We start from the raw sequence: 18813 nt of genomic DNA, 5'->3' as shown, positions 1-18813 counted from the left end.
CCTGCTCCGCAAGGGGTCAACCGATGCGAACACCTTCGCGCGCGGCCAGATCGCAGAAGAATTGCCACGCCACGCGGCCAGAGCGGGAGCCGCGCGTGGCCTGCCATTCCACTGCCTCGGCATGAAGCCGATCCTCAGGCACCCGCACGCCATGGGCGGTGCAATAGCCGCGGATCATGTCGAGATATTCATCCTGCGAGCAGGGGTGGAAGCCAAGCCAGAGGCCGAAACGATCGGAGAGCGAAACCTTCTCTTCAACCGCCTCGGACGGCGTGATGGCGGTAGAGCGTTCGTTTTCGATCATGTCGCGCGGCATGAGGTGGCGGCGGTTCGATGTGGCGTAAAACAGCACGTTTTCGGGCCGCCCTTCGATGCCGCCATCCAGCACGGCCTTCAGGCTTTTGTAATGCTGGTCATCATGGCTGAACGACAGATCGTCACAGAAAAGGACAAAGCGCAGATGGGGCGCCGCGCGCAGATGCGCCAGAAGCCGGGTGACGGAGGGCAGATCCTCGCGGCTGAGTTCGACGATCTTCAGATCGTGTCCTTCGGCGCGGACGGCGGCATGGACGGCCTTGACCAGTGAGGATTTCCCCATCCCACGCGCGCCCCAGAGAAGGGCGTTGTTGGCAGGCAGGCCTGCCGCGAAGTGACGGGTGTTTTCCAAAAGCGTGTCGCGCGATCGGTTGACGCCCACCAAAAGCGACAGGTCCACGCGGGAGACGCGCGCAACGGGTTCCAGACGATCAGGCGCGGTGTGCCAGACAAAGGCCTCGGCCCCGAAATCGGGGGCGGGCATGGGGGCGGGTGCCATCCGCTCGAGCGCGGCGGCGATGCGGGTCAGGGCGTCTTCGGTCATGCCTTGGGTGTATCCTCGTCTGCCTCATCATCGACCCATGTGCCGTCAGCGCGCATCTGCGCCTCGCGCTTTTTCTCGATCCGGCGGATGAGGAAGATCGACACTTCGTAAAGCGGGTAGATCGCGCCGAACAGGATCAGCTGCGACATGACATCGGGCGGGGTGACGAGGGCCGCGACGCAGAGGATCAGCACGATGGCATAGCGGCGCATCCCCGCCAAACCGCGCGACGAGACAAGCCCCGCCTTGCCCATCAGCGTCAGTAGAACGGGCAGCTGGAAGCAAAGGCCGAAGGCCATGACGAAGCTGGTGGTGAGCGACAGATATTGTTCCATCGACCCTTGGAACACGATGCCCGCGGGCGCATCCGGCCCGACCGTGCCTGTGGTGGCATCGCCGCCGAAGTTCTGCTGGAAGTTCAGGAAGAAATTGAAGGCGATGGGCAGGACGACGTAATAGGCGAAGGATGCGCCTGCGATGAACATCGCAGGGGAGGCCACGAGGAAAGGCAGGAAAGCCTGCTTTTCCGTGCGGTACAGGCCCGGCGCCACGAAGCGCCACATCTGATAGGCGATGACCGGGAAGGCCAACGCGAATCCCCCCAGAACCGAGATGCGGACGGCGACGAAGAAGCCTTCCTGAAGCTTGATCAGGACAAGGCCGCAATCCTGTTGGCGGTCGGCAAGCGCCTCGCAGATCGGGTGGGTGAGGAAGTTGAAGATCGGGTTCCAGACGGTGAAGCAGATCACCATCGCCACGACGAAAGCCGCCAAGGAGTAGAGGATGCGCGTCCGAAGCTCCGCCAGATGTTCGATCAGCGGGGCCGAGCTGTCGTCGATGTCATCGGGGCTGGCATTCATTCTGTCTTGTCCTGTGCCTTGGCTGCGGCGCTGCGCTTGGGCGTCTTTGGTGTCTTGGGGGCGTCTGTCGTGGCTGCCGGCTTGGCCGCTTTGGGCGCGGCCTTGGCGGCAGCCTTACGCGGCGCTGCGGCGGCGGGTTCGACATCCACGGCGCGCAGTTTTTCTGCCGCCTCGCGGGCGATGGCAGCCTTTTTGGCCTGCTTGTCGGCAAGGGCCTGCGTCGCGGGGCCAAGCGGTTTTGCAGTGGCGGCCGCGGCGGGTGCAGCTTCGGTCGCGGCGGCCGCCATAGCGGGGGTGGGCGGCACGGCCGCGGGCATGGGCGGCGGCACGGGCATCTTGGGCGGCGGCGTGGTGGGTTTGGCCGCGTTCTTCAGCGGGTCCCACTTTTCGAACTTGTCGGCGGCGGATTTCACGGCCTCCAGCCCCATCGCGCGGGGCGAAGTGGCGGTCTTTATGTCCTTGAGGTCCTTGGCCACCTCATCCACGCCGCTGTCGCGGGCGGCCTGTTCCATCGCCCGCGAGAATTCGCGCCCCATCGACCGCGCCTTGGCGGTGAAGCGGCCAAGCGTGCGGAACATTTCGGGCAGATCCTTGGGGCCAATGACGATCAACGCCACGACCCCGATGATCATCAGTTCGGCCCAGCCGAAATTCATCGCCTTACCTCTTGTTCTTCAAACCCGGCAACGGTGCGGGGCGCGCTGCATCCTTGTCGGCCGCCCTGTCCCAAAGGCGGGACAGCCGATCCCGGAACAGCTTAGGCCTTGTCCTTGTCGGCGGCAGCGCTCGCGGTAGCGGCGGGGGGCGTGACGTCGCGCGCGGCGTCGGAGGCTTCGGCGTCAAGCTCGGCCTTGCCGTCGTTCACACCTTTCTTAAAGGCAGTGATGCCCTTGCCCACTTCGCCCATCAGGGACGAGACTTTGCCGCGCCCGAAAAGCACAAGCACGACGACGGCGATCAGGATAAGGCCCATCGGCCCGATATTGTTGAACATGATCCGCTCCATTCCTTGGGCCGATCCCGGCCCGACCCATGTCTGACGGGAATGAATAGGGCGTGGCGCGGGCAGCTTCAAAGGGAAAGGGGGGTTTTCGTGACGTTCAACTGACAGTATTTTGTCAGTTGCCCCTTGGAGTCCCCTGATGAAGCGTGACGACCGCATCTATGACCTGATCCAGATCCTGCGCGACGGGCGGCTGCATACGGCGGCGGAACTGGCGCAGGCGGTGGGCGTATCGACGCGCACCATCTGGCGCGACATGGAGATGATGGCGCGGACCGGCCTGCCGGTCGAGGGTGAGCGGGGGCTGGGCTATATCCTGCGGTCGCCTCTGATGCTGCCCCCCACGCTGATGAGCCATGACGAGATGGAGGCGCTGGTCGAAGGGCTGCGCCATGTGGCCGAGGATGACGCCAATCCGCGCGCGCGGGCGGCGCGGAACCTGCTGACCAAGGTGGCCACCCTGATGCCGCAGGCGGGGATTGGGCCAGAGGGGTAAGGCTACTGCCAGGCTGTTGTCAGTTGGACCCTGTCACAAGGGGCGCATCGGAGTTTTCACAGGAGAAACATGATGCGCCCGGCCCTGATCCTTGCAGCAGCCTTTGCCTTTGCCCCGACCCTTGCCCCGGCGGAGGGCGCGCGGGGGGCGGCGTCCCGCTGCGTCGAGGTGGTGACCTTTCGCCTTGTCGCTGGGGCGGATGAGTCGGTCTTTGTCCAAGCCGCGCGCGCGACCGAGGCCCCCTTGCGCGGCCAGCCCGGTTTCCTGAACCGCAGGCTCTTGCGCGGAGCGGATGGGGTCTGGACCGATTGGGTTGAATGGCGCGACCTTGCCGCGGCGCAGGCGGCGGCAGAGGCGATGATGGCGGCCCCCGCCTTTGGCCCTTTCATGGCCTTGATTGACCCCGAAAGCATTGTGATGCGGCATGACCTGCTGACCTTCGCGATGGATTGACCTGCGCGCCCTGCCCCGCCACCCTTTGCCCATGCGCCGCACCGACCGCCTTTTCGACCTGATCCAGATCCTGCGCGACGGGCGGCTGCACACCGCCCGCGACATGGCCGAGCGGCTGGAAGTATCCACCCGCACGCTGTGGCGGGACATGGCGACGCTGATCGCCTCGGGCCTGCCCGTCGAAGGGGAGCGGGGCGTGGGCTACATCCTGCGCGAACCGATCACGCTGCCGCCCCTGACCCTGACCGAGGATGAGACAGAGGCGCTGGCATTGGCCCTTCGGCTGTTGGCGGAAGGGGCCGATCCGGGGATGGCGGGTGCGGCGGCGCGGTTGTCGGGAAAGATCATGGCGGCGCTTCCGTCTTCACGAGCAGGGCGGGCCGATCCCCCGGTCTGGATCTTTCCGGGAACGGAGGCGCTGGCCGCAGCCCGGCATTTGCCGGACCTGCGGCGCGCGATCCGGTTGGGGTCGGTGCTGGAGATCGCTTATGCGGATGCCGAGGGGCGAGAAACGGTGCGGGCTGTCCGGCCGCTTGTTCTGGAATTCTGGGGGCGCGTCTGGACCTTGGCCACATGGTGCGAGGCGCGCGAGGATTTCCGCAGCTTTCGCGTCGATAGGATCGTCGAGATGCGCGACACGGGCCGGGCGGCGCTGCCAGAACCGGGGCGCGATCTGGCGGCGTGGCGCGCAAAAGCGGGGATCAGCGGCTGACGGGGAAAACGAAGCAACGGTCGCGGCGGATCATCAGCCAAAGGGCGGTGCCCGTCTTGGGCAGGAAGACGCCGGGAACCGAGGCGGTCAGGATCGACCCATCATGATCCATGCGGAATTCGACAAGGCTTTCGCGGCCCAGATAACGCGCGCGCTGAACAAGGCCGCGCGCAGGGGTGCCATCGGCCACGGTGGGGTTCGGCCCACGACCACCGCGATCGAAGTCGATCTTCAGATGCTGGGGGCGGATGACGATCTCCACCTCGCCACCGTCGGCATGGCCGGGCGTCAGGAAGGCGCCGAAAGGCGTATCGGTCAGCGCCCCGCGCGACGTGCCGCGGATCACGTTGATATCCGAAAAGAACGCCGCCGCCGCCTTGTCGACCGGGGCGTTGTAAATGTTGTAGGGCGCGCCGCGCTGCACGATCCGCCCGCCGCGCATCAGCGCGATTTCGTCGGCCATGCGCATCGCCTCGTCCGGCTCATGGGTCACAAGAAGGACGGCGGTGCCTTCTTCCTTGAGAAGGTCAAGCGTCGCGTCGCGGATGCCGTCGCGCAGGCGATTGTCGAGGCCGGAAAAGGGTTCATCCATCAGCATGACGCGCGGCCGCGGGGCCAGCGCGCGGGCCAGCGCCACGCGCTGCTGTTCGCCGCCCGACAATTGATGCGGATGCTTGTCGCCATAGCCCGCGAGGTTGACCCGTTCCAGAAGTTCGCCCACCCGCGCGGCCTTGGCCGCCTTGTCGCCCGACAGGCCGAAGGCCACGTTCTGCGCCACGCTGAGATGGGGGAACAGCGCGAAGTCCTGAAACATCAGGCCTACCGAACGCGCTTCGGGCGGCAGCGAAAGGCCGGGGCGACAGACTTCGGTGCCGTCGATGCGGATGGTGCCGGTATCGGGCTGTTCCACCCCGGCGATCATGCGCAGGGTGGTGGATTTGCCGCAGCCCGAGGGGCCGAGAAGGCAGGTCACCTGCCCTGCCGCCACCGAAAGCGACACGTCATCCACGACGGGCCTGCCACCGAAGGCGCGGGTCAATCCGGCCACCTGAAGGCGGGGTTGGTCCTGTCGTGAGGGATGACGGTCGGGCGGAGGGGTGGGCATGGGTTCCCAAGCAAATTGATCGGGATTGTCCCTAGCAGGCCAGACGCGGCGGGGCAAGCCGCGCGGGCTAACCCAATCGTGAGGGGCAAAGGCGCTGCAACGCCCTATGTGGTGCATCGATAAACAAGAGGTTTCCATGCACCATGTCACCTTGGCCGTGATCGCCCCAGTGATCGCCCCAGTGATCGCCCTAGTGATGGCCCTGCCCGCCCGTGCCGAGTGGCCTTATCCCGCCGCCTTGGCCCAAGGGATCGGCGCGGATGTGATCTTTCTGCGCCATGCGCTGGCCCCCGGAACGGGTGATCCTTCGGGCTTTCGGCTGCGGGATTGCGCCACGCAGCGCAACCTTTCAGAAGATGGGCGCGCGCAGGCCCGCGCCATCGGGCAGGCCCTGCGGGACAGCGGACTGCAGATCACGGGGGTAATGACCTCAGAATGGTGCCGGGCGCGGGATACGGCAGCCCTCTTGGACCTTGGCGAAGTGGTGGAGGAGCCGGGGCTGAATTCGTTTTTCGGCAACCCGGATGCCCGGCAACCGACGCTGGACCGCTTGAACGCAAGGCTGGCCGACCTGCCCGAGGGCGCAGAGGCGGGGCTGACCGTGATGGTCACCCATCAGGTGGTGATCACCGCCATCACGGGGCGCACGGTCGCCTCCGGCGGGGCAGTGCTATTCGACATCGACAGCGGGGCGGCGGTGGATTTGCCCCTGCCCTGATCCTCTCTTCGGCTGATCTTCATCTTGGTGAAAAATACTCTCAGGGGGTGAGGCCGAAGGCCGAGGGGGCGGAACGCCCCCTACAACGCCCGCCCGAAGGCACCGTCAGGTCCAATCCAGCACAACCTTGCCGGAAAGGCCCGATTTCATCGCCATGAACCCGTCGCGGAAATCATCCACCTTGAAACGGTGGGTGATGACCTTGCGCACATCAAGGCCGTTTTCCAGCATGGCGATCATCTTGTACCATGTCTCGAAAATCTCGCGCCCATAGACGCCCTTGATGGTGATGGCCTTGAAGACGATCCGGCTCCAATCCACGGGGCTTTTGCCGGGGGGGATGCCCAGCATGGCAATGCGGCCGCCCATCACCATGGCCTCGACCATCTGGTCGAGCGCGGCTTGATTGCCGCTCATCTCCATGCCCACATCGAAACCTTCAGTCATCTTCAGCCGCGCCTTGACGTCGGCGAGGTGTTCCTTCGTCACATCGACGGGCGTGACATCGGCCACCGCGGCGGCCAATGCGAGACGCGCGGGGTTCACATCGGTGATCACCACATGCCGCGCCCCCACATGGCGGGCGACAGCGGCGGCCATGATGCCGATGGGGCCTGCGCCGGTGATCAGCACATCTTCGCCCACCAGATCAAAGGAGAGGGCCGTGTGAACGGCATTGCCGAGGGGGTCGAGGATCGCCCCGATCTCGTCATCAATCGCATCCGGAAGGGGGACGACGTTGAAGGCGGGCAGGCGCAGATATTGCGCAAAGGCCCCCTGTTCGTTCACCCCGATGCCGCGCGTGGCCGGGTCGAGGTGGAACTTGCCCGCCCGCGATTGGCGGGATTGGCGACCGATCAGGTGGCCTTCGCCCGAACAGCGCTGGCCGATGGTCAGGCCTTCAACATTGCGGCCGATCTCCACGATCTCGCCCGCGAATTCGTGGCCGGTCACAAGGGGCACGGGCACGGTGCGGGCGGCCCAGTCATCCCAGTTCCAGATATGGATATCGGTGCCGCAGATGCCGGTTTTGCGGATGCGGATCAGCACGTCATCGGGGCCGATCTCCGGCACGGGGCGGGTTTCCATCCAGAGGCCCGGTTCGGGATGGGATTTCACAAGCGCCTTCATTTCATTGGTCATGTCAGATCACCCCCAGCGCGCGACCGGCCTTCGTGAAAGCCTCTAGCCCGAAATCCAGATCGTCCTGCGTCAGCCGCGCGTTCATCTGCGTGCGGATGCGTGCCTGCCCCTGCGGCACGACGGGGAAGAAGAAGCCCGCGACATGCACGCCCCTTTCCGCCAGTTCGCGCGCCATGGCCTGCGCAAGCTGCGCCTCGCCCAGCATGACGGGCACGATGGGATGCTGCCCCGGCAGGAGGCGAAACCCTGCGGCCTCAAGCCCCGCGCGCCAATAGGCGGCATTGGCGAAAAGCTGGGCGCGCAGGTCATTGGCCCCCTCGACGATATCCAACGCGGCAAGAGCCGCCCCCACCACCGCAGGGGGCAGAGCGTTGGAAAAGAGATAGGGCCTCGCCCGCTGACGAAGAAGGTCGATCACGGGCTGGGGTCCGGCGACATAGCCGCCCAGCGCGCCGCCCAGCGCCTTGCCCAAGGTGCCAGTCAGAATATCGACCTTTACCCCGAAATGGGCAGGCGTTCCCTGCCCTTTTGGCCCCATGAAGCCTGTGGCGTGGCAATCATCCACCATGACCAAGGCGCCAAAGCGGTCCGCCAGCGCAGTGATTTCGGGCAGTTTCGCCAGATAGCCATCCATGGAAAAGACGCCATCGGTCGCGATCAGGATGAAACGTGCGCCCTCGTCGCGCGCCTTTACCAATTGCGCCTCAAGATCGGCCATGTCGGAATTGGCATAGCGATAGCGGCGGGCCTTACAAAGGCGGATGCCGTCGATGATGCTGGCATGGTTCAGCGCGTCTGAGATGACGGCATCTTCCGGGCCAAGGAGCGGTTCGAAGAGGCCGCCATTGGCATCGAAACAGGCGGCAAAGAGGATGCTGTCTTCGGTGCCGAGGAAACGGGCCAACCGGGTTTCCAGCGCGCGGTGAATGTCCTGCGTGCCGCAGATGAAGCGGACGCTGGCCATGCCATAGCCATGATCCTTCATCGCGGCCTCGGCCGCCGCGACAAGGCGGGGGTCGTCGGCAAGGCCAAGGTAATTGTTGGCACAGAGGTTCAGCATCCGTCGCCCGCCCATGGCGACCATCGCCCCCTGCGGGCCGGTGATGAGACGTTCCCGCTTGGTCAGACCGTCGCGGTCGATCCCGTCAAGGACCGTGGTCAAGTGGGAAAGAAAGGCCGACTTGTCCGACATGGCGGATATCCCTCCGTTTTGACGGATTTATCGCGAGGCTGGCCACTATGTCAATATCACGGAACGGCCTCCGTGAAAACGGAAATGCCGCTTCATCTTGGCCCAAATACTCAAATCCGCCCGTTCAGCCTGTGCAAGGCCGAGGGATCAGGACCCCTGCACGATCAAGATCGCCCGCGCCTTGGCCCCGGCCCGGATGGCATGCGGGCGGTCGGCGGCATAGCGCGCGGTGTCTCCGGGACCAAGGTCTTCGGCATCCTCTCCCGATTGCACCGAAAGCGCGCCTTCCACCACGGTCAGATGTTCGCGGCAGCCGGGGGAATGCGGGTCGGAGACCAGAGCGGCGCCGGGTTCGAACGAAAGGTCATAGACCTCATGTTCCCCTACGGCTTCGGCGGGGGAAAGGATACGGATGCGGACGCCGGGGCTGCGGGCGATGACGGGGGCGGCGCTGGCGCGCGTGATCTCGATCCCCGGAGCGGGGCGGCCTTCGAGAAGGCCCGCGAAATCCACCTGCAAGGCCTGCGTCAGGTTCCAAAGCGTGGCCACGGTGGGCGAGCTTTCGCCGCGTTCGATCTGACTGACCATCGACCGGGAGACGCCCGACAATTTCGCCACCGCATCCAGCGACAAGCCGCGCGCCTTGCGCGCCTCGCGCAGAGAGGCGGCCAGTCGGTCATGGATATCGGAACGCGCATTCATGGCGGTGACGATGCAGTGCGACGGCGTCTGCGTCAACGTGGCTTGCGGCCGTCAGGTGCCGCAGAAGGTGACATGCGGGCCGAACCCCTGCGGGGCGGGCAGCATATAGGGCTCTGCCGCGTCATAGGGTCGGGTCACGGCGGCAAGGAGGGCGTGGAACGGGTCCATGTCGCCGGCGGTGGCGGCATTCAGTGCCTCTTCAACCTTGTGGTTGCGCGGGATCACGGCGGGATTGGCCGCGCGGATACGGGCCTCGGCATCAGGGGCGAGGCGGGCCTGCCAGCGGGGCAGCCAATCCAGCAGCCTTGACGGGTTGCCGAAGAGGGGCGCGATGCCCGTGGCATCGCCGCCCACGGCATCCGCAAGGCGGCGGAAGGTGAGCGTCCAGTCCGCCCCCTGCCCTTCCATCGCGGCCAGAAGGCCGTCAGCCAGCGCGCCATCGCCGTCCTCGGCCCCGGCAAGGCCCAGCTTGGCACGCATCACCGCCACCCATTCGGCGCGATAGCGCGCGGCGATGCCTTCCAGTGCCGCATTGGCCTTGTCCACTGCCCGGTCCTGATCCGTATCGAAGAGGGGGAGCAGCGCCTCGGCCAGACGGGCAAGGTTCCAGCCAAGGATCAGCGGCTGATTGGCATAGGCATAGCGTCCGCCATGATCGATGGAGGAAAAGACTGTGCCCGGCGCATAGCCCTCCATAAAGGCGCAGGGGCCGTAGTCGATGGTTTCTCCCGAAAGCGCCATATTGTCGGTATTCATCACGCCATGGATGAAACCCACCCCCATCCATTGCGCGATAAGGCGGGCCTGACGCGCGATGACGGCGTCGAAGAGCGCAAGATAGGGGTTGTCCGCCCCCAGCAGATCGGGATCATGGCGGGCGATGGTGTAATCGGCCAGCCGCTTGACCTGCGCATGGTCGCCACGCGCAGCGAAGAATTGAAAGCTGCCCACACGGATATGGCTTGCGGCCACACGGGCCAGCACCGCCCCCGGCAATTCGGTTTCACGCAGCACCGAGGCACCTGTGGCCACGACGGCCAGCGCGCGGGTGGTGGGGATGCCTAACGCAGCCATCGCCTCACCCATCAGATATTCGCGCAGCATTGGGCCGACAGCGGCCTTGCCATCCCCACCACGCGCAAAGGGCGTACGGCCCGACCCTTTCAGATGAATATCGAAGCGGCGGCCATCGGGAGCGATGACCTCCCCCATCAGAAGCGCGCGGCCATCGCCCAGCTGCGGGGAAAAGCCGCCGAATTGATGGCCCGCATAGGCCTGCGCCACAGGGTCGGCCCCTTCTGGCAGGCGGTTGCCGGAAAACACCTCAGCCGCCATGGCCTCTAGCGCATCGGGATCAAGGCCCAGCGACCCTGCCAAGGTGCGATTGAACACCAGAAGGCGCGGCGCCGGGGCCGGGGCGGGTTGCACGGACAGAAAGGTTCCGGGCAGGTCGCGGACCCATGAGTTGTCGAAGGCGATGGTCATGCTGCCCTTTCCGCCACGCGTCAGACGGCGTGGCCCCACATGCCGCAGATATGGGCGTTGGCGGCAGCGGGGGCAAGCGGAGGGATCAGCGAAACTCCATCCGCTTTACCTGCCAGATAGAGCGGGCATAGATCAGTTCCGAATGATATTCGGCCTTGGCATCATAGGGATAGATGACCCAAAGCGGCCCCTTGTCCCGCACCGAAAGCGGCGCGCCATTTTGCGCAAATGCAAGGATCGGCCCGTCTGGAACGGCATCGGAAAGCGGGATTTCGACCGTGTAGTCATTCAGCGCCGACGCGGCGATGACGCTGCCTCCGGCCCCCAATTCATCGATCAGCCGCGACAGAAGAACCCCTTCGAAGACCTGCGGTCCTTCGGTCCAGATCGTTGTCGTTTCAATCTGGATCGGGTCCATCTCCTGCAACATGGCGACATCAAACACCGCGTCGCCATCACTGTTGGTTTTCGAGATCAGTCCAGTGACGGTAAGCACCACATCATGCGCAGGCGCAGGCAAATCCTGCGCCCCTGCCTGGGTTGCGACAAGAAGCAGTCCTGCACAGAGCAGTCCACGAAGCGGCAGCATGGTCCCTCCAGTGGCGACGCTATCAGCTTAGCGGACCTTGGGCGCATGGCCAGCTATTCTTTAGGGGTAGATGCCGATTACACGCACAATCGTAAGCAACAACGACGTAAGATGCGGCAATGGCCAGGGATGTGACCTGAACGGCCTGGGCGAAGGCTGGATCGACCCCTTTACCCGACGCATCGAATGCGAGCCTGAGCCCCCCCGATCTCTGGGCAGATTTCCGGGTGATTTAAGCTGCCTGGCTCTTCTGATCGGTTTGGGATGCTTTGACGTAGACCAAGGCGGGCGGTTGACCGCCATGGGCGGCATGGGGCCGCTGGTGGTTGTAGGAGGTGATCCAAGCTGCGATGCCAGCCCGAGCCTTTGATCCGGTTTCCCAAGCGTGCAGGGAGACCCAAACATAATTCAAGGACCGCCGTCCTTCGGACCTTTCGATGAAGATACCGTCGATGCTCCGGCCCTTGCCATCCATCGAGATCCAGGTGCCGACCCGTTTTGGCCGATCGGTCCAAGCGAAGGATGTGAAATGGCTGACTTGATCGGCATTCATAATCTCGGGCGGGCCGAACTTGTGGATGGCCTCGTTCAGCGCCTCGACGCAAAAGTCCGCCTCCAGCGTGTTTGAGATGCGCCAGGCCAGAACCTTCCGAGTGTGCCAGTCCATGATGGCGACCAGATAGAGGAAGCCCTTTCGCATGGGCAGGTAGGTGATGTCGGCGCAGCAGACTTGGTTGGGCCGGTCCACCCGCAAGCCGCCGAGGAGATTAGGGGTAGGTCTTTTGTCCCTTCGCGGGTCGGCTTGTGACGGGCTTCCGGTAGATCGGCAGCAGACGTTCGCGGGCAGCGCCTGCTCCGTATCCTCATCGACCGCGGGGGCCTTCTTGCCGCCCCGCGCGAAGATATCCGCCGCGCCGTCCGGCACCGCCTTCTTCCACTGGTGGATCATCGTCGGATGCACGCCGTATCGGCGGCCAGTTCCGACACCGTGCGTTCGCCCTTCACGGCTTCCAGCGGCATGAGGCACTTGAACCCAGCGTCGTGGTTCCTGCGTTTCTTCATGTCCTGATCGCCTCGTTCTTGGAGACCAGCAGAGGTCAGATCATAGCTTTCGTCACTGTCCGATTTTCGGGGAGGAGCTCGCTTCCTCGGGTTCTTCGTTCATCTGGACCAAGACCACACATCAACGTGGCGTCGTGAACCGCAATGATTTCGACAGGTGTCAGATCCTAACGCGGACACAAAGGTTGGCATCGCCTGACTTTCAGGCTAGTGACGCATGCAGTGAACAAGGAGCCGGGTGCAATCCCCGGCTGGCTCTTCTGGCCGCCGATCCGCCGGACAACCTGAACAAACCCGAATGACGGAAGGCGGCCTATGCCAAGGGCCGTTCAGGAAAGATCACATGTTTTCAATCGACAGATACCGGACTGAATGGTTCGGCAACATGCGTGGTGATGTGCTTTCAGGTCTCGTCGTGGCGCTTGCCCTGATCCCTGAGGCGATCGCCTTTTCGATCATCGCGGGGGTTGACCCGAAGGTTGGTCTTTATGCCAGCTTTTCCATCGCTGTCCTGATCGCCTTTGTCGGCGGGCGTCCTGGGATGATCTCGGCGGCGACGGCGGCCACGGCTGTCCTTATGGTCACGCTGGTGCGGGATCACGGGCTTGAATACCTGCTGGCGGCAACGGTGCTGACAGGTGTTATCCAGATTGCAATGGGCCTGCTGCGTCTTGGCTTTGTCATGCGCTACGTGTCGAAATCCGTGATGACAGGTTTTGTTAACGCACTTGCCATCCTGATCTTCATGGCGCAGCTGCCGGAACTGGACCCGCGCGTGGTGACACCCTTGACCTTCGTTCTGGTCGCGGCGGGTCTGGCGATCATTTACCTCTTCCCGCGGGTGACCAAGGCCGTTCCCTCGCCACTTGTCACCATCATCATCCTGACCGCCCTCAGCCTGTTCTTCGACTGGGATGTCCGAACCGTGGGCGATATGGGGGCATTGCCGGATACGCTGCCCGTCTTTCTGATCCCCGACGTTCCGCTGACGCTGGAAACGCTGACGATCATCTTGCCCTATTCGCTGGCCATCGCCGTGGTCGGGCTGCTGGAAAGCCTGATGACACAGAGCCTTGTTGATGATCTGACGGACACGAAGTCGGACCGAAATCAGGAATGCATCGGTCAGGGCATCGCCAACGCAGCAACCGGCTTCATCGGGGGGATGGCTGGTTGCGCCATGATTGGCCAAAGCATGATCAACGTAAAATCCGGCGGTCGTGGGCGGCTTTCGGCCTTTGTCGCGGGTGCGGTGCTTTTGGTGCTGGTGGTTTTCCTTGGCGACTGGGTGGGAAAGATCCCAATGCCTGCGCTTGTCGCCATCATGATCATGGTGTCGATCGGCACCTTTTCATGGTCCTCCATTGCCAACCTAATGACGCATCCGCGTTCATCCTCGGTCGTGATGCTGGCGACGGTGGTGACTGTGGTCTGGACCCACAACCTCGCCATCGGCGTGCTGGTGGGCGTGCTGCTTTCGGGCATTTTCTTCGCCGGAAAGATCGCGCAGCTCTTCAAGGTTACCTCCACCGCCTCAACCGACGGGCGGGTGCGGACTTATGTCGTCGAAGGCCAACTTTTCTACGGCTCGGTCGAGGATTTCATGGCCGCCTTCGACTTTAAGGAGGCGTTGGAGCGCGTCGTTATCGATGTCAGCCGCGCGCATATCTGGGACATCTCATCCGTGCAGGCGCTGGACATGGCGGTGCTGAAATTCCGCCGCGACGGGGCAGAGGTCGAGATCGTCGGAATGAACGAAGCGTCGGAAACCATCGTCGACCGGCTGGCCATCCACGACAAGCCGGGTGCGATCGACAAGCTGGCGGCGCATTGAGGGGGCGGGAATGACACAGGATAAGATCATCGCATTGGTGGACGGGTCGATCTATGCGGCCTCTGTCTGTGAACATGCCGCATGGATCGCAAGCCACACGGGATCGTCCGTGGAACTGGTTCACGTGTTGGGCCGACGCGAGGCCGCGCCGACGGACGACCATTCGGGGGCCATCGCCCTTGGAGCGCGGACCACGCTGCTCACGCAGCTCGCGGAACTGGATGCGCAACGCGCCAAGCTGATCAGCCAACGCGGGCGCGCAATACTTGATGATGCCCAAGCGCTTGTCCGGCAGGCCGGCGTGGCCGATGTCACCACCCGTCTGCGCCACGGCGACATTGTCGAGACGGTGGCTGAGGTGGAGCGCGAGGCGGGCCTGATCCTGATCGGCAAGCGGGGCGAGGCGGCGGACTTCGCCAAGGGACATCTTGGGTCTAACCTCGAACGCATCGTGCGGGCCAGCCACAAGCCCGTCTTTGTCGCCGCGCGTGCCTTCAAGCCGATCTCGAAAGTGCTGATCGCCCATGACGGTGGCGCATCCGCGGCAAAGGCCGTTGATCATATCGCGCGCAGCCCTTTGTTTCAGGGCCTGTCCGTGCATGTCGTCACCGTGGGCGATGCCACCCCTGCGGCAACCAAAGGGCTTGCGGAAGCCAAGGCTCGGCTCAGCGCAGCTGGCATCGAAGCCGAAACCTCAATCCTACCCGGTCAGCCGGAAACTGCCCTCAGCACGTTCATAGACGAGGTGCAGCTCGACATGCTTGTGATGGGCGCTTACGGCCACAGCCGCATCCGCAGCCTGATCATTGGCTCTACCACGACCGAGATGGTACGGTCCTGCAAGGTGCCTGTCCTCCTGATCCGCTGATGTCGCGATCGACCCAAGTGAGGGCTCGACCCTTGCATGGTCCATCAAAGGGACATTGCCGGCTGAGCGGCTGCAAGAATTCCTTTTTCTGTAAATGCTTGCATGCGGTTTTAAGTCAACAAGTGTAGGAATGAACGTCCATCATGGGGCCGAGAGCGCCGTATCTGCTCAGGGCGCTAGAACCATCTCAGCCGCAGCGGCAAATGTCCGCTTCGCCCCCTCTGCTGACCTTCGTCACGCGTGACCTGCGAAAACTTCGGTTTCGGGCTCTACAGGTAGCGTTCTTGCGCCTCACGGATGGAAATCAGCTTATCTTGTTCTTCGTCCCACAGATGCAGTCTTACCGTGCGGAGGCTGTCACGGATGGTCAGGCGCTGAACATCGGCAAGCTCGGCATGGTGGTGAATGACCTCGGGCAAGCGGTAGAACGGGATACGGCTGTAAAGATGATGCACATGATGGATGCCGATATTGCCCGACAGCCAGCGCAACGGTTGCGGAAGCACATAGTGCGAACTGCCTTCAAGAGCGGCGTTGTGCAAATCCCAATCAACCCCCTTTGACCAGTGGGTTTGCTCGAACTGGTGCTGCACGTAGAACAGCCAAACACCCAATGTCGCAGCAACGACCAAAGTGGGTAGGAAAATCACCAGCACCGGCAAGCTGCCTCCGAACCATACGATAAGGGCCAAAGCGATCCCGATCATCGCATTGGTGCCCATGGCCGATGCCCAATAGCGCCAACCCTGAGTCATGAGCCCCAGCGGCACGCGGTTCTGCAAGATGAATAGATAGCTGGGTCCCAGAACGAACAGCACGAAGGGATGACGGTAAAGCCGGTACATGAACCGCCCGAGCGGGCTGCGGGCACGGTACTCCCCCACCGTCAGGGTGGTAACATCGCCGATCCCGCGATGGTCCAGATCACCGTGATGGGCGTGGTGGATGGCGTGGGTACGGCGCCACACGGCATAGGGGGTCAGCGTCAGGACACCGAGGATACGTCCGATCCAATCCTGCAGCCTGCGGTTCCGCAGGAAAGCACCATGTCCGCAATCATGCTGGATGATGAAGATACGTACCAAGAAGAGCCCATTCAGGCACCCCAGCGCCAGCGCCAACCATGGGCTGACGGACATGGCCTTCCATGCCAGAACCCAGATCAGGACAAAGGGCGGAAGCGTCGCGGCGAGTTCAAACAAGCTGCGACGGGTCGAAGGATCACGGTAACGCGCAAGAACAGAAAGCCATTCTCGCGCAGACCGCTTGGCGGCATCATCACTTGGGTCGATCATCTCGGCTTACAGACTGTTGCCGGAACGCCGGCCCTGGCGACAATAAACTGTGGGCGCTGATCGCACACAAGCACAGCATGGCACCTACAGTGAACCGCCCTTTTCTGCAACCTGGCAGAAGGGTAGTCAGCCCCCAAAAATCGGCAGGCGGCGGCAACGCAAGCAGCGACCTCTGGCTGCTCAAATCACGTCGCGGCACCGAAAGCACTGTATGTTTGGCGCCCCTGTGCCGACGGCCCCCCATGTGCCCCTTTTAATGACCTAACGGGCACCCAGTTGCACGGCCTTGCGCTTTGCGTAGCGCAGGTCCCGTGCGGCCTTGCGCGCGGCTTCGTCGGACAGGACAAGCGCTATCCGTCTGGCTTGTGCCGATTGCTTCGCCTCGATCAAGGCCGCTTCCTCCGCCCGACGCTGCATCTCTGTCTCGATCACTGCGGCGGCCTTGGCAGCTTCGATCTGCTGCTCTGCCTGCTTTTCCGCTTTGCGAGCGGCAAGCCGCACGTCGCGCAACCGCGCCACCTCGTCACGGACAGCCAGCTTCTTGGCCAGACCCGGCGCCTTGGCCGCGCTTCTGAATTTCTCCAGCAATGCAGCTTTGGCATTTGCCGCATCGCTTTTGCGATCCGCGTATTCTTTGACTTTTATCATGCTGGTTTCTCTATTGATACCTCAAGGTCGACACGTATCTGTCAGACCGATTTCATGTTCTTTACTGACAGACGGGCCACTTGCTTTCCCGCCTGTTCTCTTTCCAAGCGCGCTATTCTCAGTCGGCTGGTTTTTTCTACATGCGCAGAAATCTCTGCGTCCCATTCTCGCACAGCGCGCGTACGGTCCAGAAACTGCGACTGCGTTTTTTCGAAAGCCATTTCCGCAATCTTCCGTGCTTTGCTCATTGTCTCAGCCATTTTTATCTCCGATTGCAATGTTGTTGAGGAGGCGAAACAGAAAAGACTGACACCTCATCAAATACGACTTCGCCACACGCAAAGAAATCAAAGCATCCGGATTTCCAGAACGGTGGATCGGATCCAATGGCGCGCTGGCTAGGTCTGTTCAATGCACCGCCGATCTTTTCATAGGAAAGTTCGTCTGGATCAGATGCACCATGTTCACCAACGAATGCTGGATGACTAGGCGGCACGACGAGCGGTGTAGCCCACAAGTTCTTCTGGGATGAAGCCTGCTGACTTGGCCGCAGCGGCGAAGGCACGTCGTGCAACGCCAACAGGCACAAGACAATTCATGGCGGCATCGACCTGCTGTAGCGCAATCAGACGTGCATCATCGGCAATCGGCCATTTTCTTAGCAACCAGTGTCTTGCTTGTTCGATCGTGCTGAATGTCTGTACGTCTCCTTCAGGAGACATTACAAAGGAAAGGGGGCGCCCCCAGTTAATTTCGATCAACGCGTTGTCTTTCTTGTATCTTGAACGAAAACGCAAGCTGCGTCTGGATCGTTCTTAACAGAGTGGGGCCACAGTAATGCGGCCCCTGTTTTTCAATCCGAGTGCCCGATCGTCAGGCGAGAGCAAGATTTGTGGCCGACTCGCGGCCATTGCGGTCACGCTCCAGATCGAACGAAACGGCTTGGCCGTCGTTAAGGCCATGAATACCCGCACGTTCCAGAGCGGTAGCATGGACAAACACGTCCTTAGACCCACTTTCGGGTGCAATAAAACCGAAACCCTTGGTAGAGTTGAACCACTTCACGGTGCCATTGGCCATCGTGATATTCCCTTTATAGGTGCCGCCCACGAAATGCGACGGCCAGGCAAAGCTGAAATTCCAAAGCTGAGCCTAGAGGGACAGGTTCGAAGAACAGAAGATGCTCGCAATACATAGTGTAAAAGGCGGACCATTACTAGAATAGGAATTGCAAAGTTGCACTTCCGCCCCCTTAGCGACTGTTATTGCTGCGAACTATTCGTTCAGCGGGATGCATGGTTCTCTTTCACGACCCAAGTTGGTGCATCCAATCCAGATCCCGAACCGCTTGGCGCGCGTCCCTGAAGATGATCTCTGTATCCGTGACAGCCTCGATGGCGGCATCCTCCATGCTCAACGCCAGAGCAACGCCAATGATCGCTTCGGGACGAACCAGTCGCAGCGCCACGACAAGGCGCACAAGGTTCGGAAGACCAAGGGTGCTGCGCGCAACCATGACTCGGCGCCCTGCCCCCTATCACGCAGGCCTCGAATGCACGCAGGCTGCAAGACGCGCCTGATCGGAACGGGTCAAATCCGGGTCGAATTTGAAGGCCGGAAGCGATGGACTTCGCCGATATACCTGATTTCAAGCAGGAGTTTTTGTTTTGCCAATCTGAAGGTGGCGGACAGTGAGGGATTCGAACCCTCGAGACGGTTCCCCGCCTACACACTTTCCAGGCGTGCGCCTTCGACCACTCGGCCAACTGTCCTTGCGGGCTTCCTTAAG

22 protein-coding genes, 1 tRNA gene, 1 pseudogene and 1 other annotated feature are annotated in these 18813 nt (G+C 62.6%); of the genes and pseudogenes, 6 read left to right on the top strand and 18 right to left on the bottom strand.

Going from position 1 to position 18813, the window contains the following annotated elements; translation table 11 throughout:
• Positions 1-16: 16 nt before the first annotated feature.
• From QF092_RS01790 to QF092_RS01775, 4 genes are all read right to left on the bottom strand, one after another.
• Positions 17-859 (bottom strand): ATP-binding protein, encoded by an 843-nt coding sequence (locus QF092_RS01790; RefSeq protein ID WP_281467022.1) that lies wholly within the window; start codon positions 857-859, stop codon positions 17-19.
• Positions 856-1719 (bottom strand): twin-arginine translocase subunit TatC, encoded by an 864-nt coding sequence (tatC, locus tag QF092_RS01785; RefSeq protein ID WP_281467020.1) that lies wholly within the window; start codon positions 1717-1719, stop codon positions 856-858. The genes QF092_RS01790 and tatC overlap by 4 nt, the downstream gene beginning before the upstream one ends.
• Positions 1716-2375 (bottom strand): Sec-independent protein translocase protein TatB, encoded by a 660-nt coding sequence (gene tatB / locus QF092_RS01780; RefSeq protein ID WP_281467018.1) that lies wholly within the window; start codon positions 2373-2375, stop codon positions 1716-1718. Before tatB ends, tatC begins: the two co-directional genes overlap by 4 nt.
• Before the next feature lie 101 nt (positions 2376-2476).
• Positions 2477-2713, bottom strand: a complete 237-nt coding sequence (locus tag QF092_RS01775) for a twin-arginine translocase TatA/TatE family subunit (protein WP_281467016.1) — start codon at positions 2711-2713, stop codon at positions 2477-2479.
• 148 nt (positions 2714-2861) lie between these two features.
• On the opposite strand from QF092_RS01775, the gene QF092_RS01770 reads away from it, so the two are divergent.
• The 3 genes from QF092_RS01770 (at position 2862) to QF092_RS01760 (ending at position 4383) form a co-directional block, all read left to right on the top strand.
• Positions 2862-3218 carry a helix-turn-helix transcriptional regulator gene (locus tag QF092_RS01770; RefSeq protein WP_281467014.1) on the top strand — a complete coding sequence of 119 codons (357 nt, stop codon included), beginning with the start codon at positions 2862-2864 and terminating at the stop codon, positions 3216-3218.
• Positions 3219-3287: 69 nt separating this feature from the next.
• Complete coding sequence (locus QF092_RS01765) at positions 3288-3671, top strand: hypothetical protein (RefSeq protein WP_281467012.1); 384 nt, start codon at positions 3288-3290, stop codon at positions 3669-3671.
• A 31-nt stretch (positions 3672-3702) separates the two neighbouring features.
• Positions 3703-4383: a helix-turn-helix transcriptional regulator gene (locus QF092_RS01760; protein WP_281467010.1), complete on the top strand. Its 681-nt coding sequence runs from the start codon at positions 3703-3705 to the stop codon at positions 4381-4383.
• On the opposite strand, the gene QF092_RS01755 is transcribed toward QF092_RS01760, so the two are convergent.
• A complete protein-coding gene (locus QF092_RS01755; protein WP_281467008.1) occupies positions 4373-5488 on the bottom strand; it encodes an ABC transporter ATP-binding protein in 1116 nt (371 codons plus the stop codon). The two genes, QF092_RS01760 and QF092_RS01755, sit on opposite strands and share 11 nt — an antisense overlap.
• A 136-nt stretch (positions 5489-5624) precedes the next feature.
• Between QF092_RS01755 and QF092_RS01750 the strand changes: the two genes are divergently transcribed.
• A complete protein-coding gene (locus tag QF092_RS01750; protein WP_281467005.1) occupies positions 5625-6206 on the top strand; it encodes a histidine phosphatase family protein in 582 nt (193 codons plus the stop codon).
• 105 nt (positions 6207-6311) lie between these two features.
• On the opposite strand, the gene tdh is transcribed toward QF092_RS01750, so the two are convergent.
• From tdh to QF092_RS01720, 6 genes and pseudogenes are all read right to left on the bottom strand, one after another.
• Complete coding sequence (gene tdh / locus QF092_RS01745) at positions 6312-7337, bottom strand: L-threonine 3-dehydrogenase (RefSeq protein WP_281469710.1); 1026 nt, start codon at positions 7335-7337, stop codon at positions 6312-6314.
• A 13-nt stretch (positions 7338-7350) separates the two neighbouring features.
• A complete protein-coding gene (locus QF092_RS01740; protein WP_281467002.1) occupies positions 7351-8541 on the bottom strand; it encodes a glycine C-acetyltransferase in 1191 nt (396 codons plus the stop codon).
• Between the two features lie 147 nt (positions 8542-8688).
• Positions 8689-9243: a helix-turn-helix domain-containing protein gene (locus QF092_RS01735; protein WP_281467001.1), complete on the bottom strand. Its 555-nt coding sequence runs from the start codon at positions 9241-9243 to the stop codon at positions 8689-8691.
• 51 nt (positions 9244-9294) lie between these two features.
• Positions 9295-10728 carry a protein adenylyltransferase SelO gene (locus QF092_RS01730; protein WP_281466999.1) on the bottom strand — a complete coding sequence of 478 codons (1434 nt, stop codon included), beginning with the start codon at positions 10726-10728 and terminating at the stop codon, positions 9295-9297.
• An 85-nt stretch (positions 10729-10813) separates the two neighbouring features.
• Positions 10814-11317, bottom strand: a complete 504-nt coding sequence (locus QF092_RS01725; protein ID WP_281466997.1) for a putative pterin-binding protein — start codon at positions 11315-11317, stop codon at positions 10814-10816.
• Positions 11318-11549: 232 nt separating this feature from the next.
• A pseudogene (locus tag QF092_RS01720) lies at positions 11550-12379 on the bottom strand (IS3 family transposase).
• A 227-nt stretch (positions 12380-12606) separates the two neighbouring features.
• Positions 12607-12664: a sequence feature (sul1 is cis-regulatory element that is thought to sense ions involved in sulfur or methionine metabolism; They are found in Alphaproteobacteria), on the top strand.
• Positions 12665-12722: 58 nt separating this feature from the next.
• On the opposite strand from QF092_RS01720, the gene QF092_RS01715 reads away from it, so the two are divergent.
• Both QF092_RS01715 and QF092_RS01710 read left to right on the top strand, forming a co-directional pair.
• Positions 12723-14213 carry a SulP family inorganic anion transporter gene (locus tag QF092_RS01715; protein WP_281466995.1) on the top strand — a complete coding sequence of 497 codons (1491 nt, stop codon included), beginning with the start codon at positions 12723-12725 and terminating at the stop codon, positions 14211-14213.
• 10 nt (positions 14214-14223) lie between these two features.
• A complete protein-coding gene (locus tag QF092_RS01710; RefSeq protein WP_281466993.1) occupies positions 14224-15081 on the top strand; it encodes a universal stress protein in 858 nt (285 codons plus the stop codon).
• Positions 15082-15350: 269 nt separating this feature from the next.
• On the opposite strand, the gene QF092_RS01705 is transcribed toward QF092_RS01710, so the two are convergent.
• From QF092_RS01705 to QF092_RS01675, 7 genes are all read right to left on the bottom strand, one after another.
• Complete coding sequence (locus QF092_RS01705) at positions 15351-16376, bottom strand: fatty acid desaturase (protein ID WP_281466992.1); 1026 nt, start codon at positions 16374-16376, stop codon at positions 15351-15353.
• Between the two features lie 261 nt (positions 16377-16637).
• Complete coding sequence (locus QF092_RS01700) at positions 16638-17024, bottom strand: DUF6481 family protein (RefSeq protein ID WP_281466991.1); 387 nt, start codon at positions 17022-17024, stop codon at positions 16638-16640.
• Positions 17025-17065: 41 nt separating this feature from the next.
• Positions 17066-17284 carry a hypothetical protein gene (locus QF092_RS01695; RefSeq protein ID WP_281466990.1) on the bottom strand — a complete coding sequence of 73 codons (219 nt, stop codon included), beginning with the start codon at positions 17282-17284 and terminating at the stop codon, positions 17066-17068.
• A 225-nt stretch (positions 17285-17509) separates the two neighbouring features.
• Entirely contained in the window at positions 17510-17821 is a 312-nt protein-coding gene (locus QF092_RS01690) for a DUF982 domain-containing protein (protein ID WP_281466989.1), read from the bottom strand.
• 76 nt (positions 17822-17897) lie between these two features.
• Positions 17898-18104: a cold-shock protein gene (locus QF092_RS01685; protein WP_281469708.1), complete on the bottom strand. Its 207-nt coding sequence runs from the start codon at positions 18102-18104 to the stop codon at positions 17898-17900.
• Positions 18105-18330: 226 nt separating this feature from the next.
• The gene (locus tag QF092_RS01680) at positions 18331-18540 is read right to left on the bottom strand and encodes a hypothetical protein (RefSeq protein WP_281466988.1); all 210 of its coding nucleotides are present in this window, start codon (positions 18538-18540) and stop codon (positions 18331-18333) included.
• Between the two features lie 166 nt (positions 18541-18706).
• Positions 18707-18796, bottom strand: a tRNA-Ser gene (locus tag QF092_RS01675).
• Between the last annotated feature and the right edge of the window lie 17 nt (positions 18797-18813).

Origin of the sequence: Fuscovulum ytuae, assembly GCF_029953595.1 — a bacterium.
GTDB lineage: Bacteria > Pseudomonadota > Alphaproteobacteria > Rhodobacterales > Rhodobacteraceae > Paragemmobacter > Paragemmobacter ytuae.
This window is presented reverse-complemented; position numbering and strand designations above follow the sequence as displayed.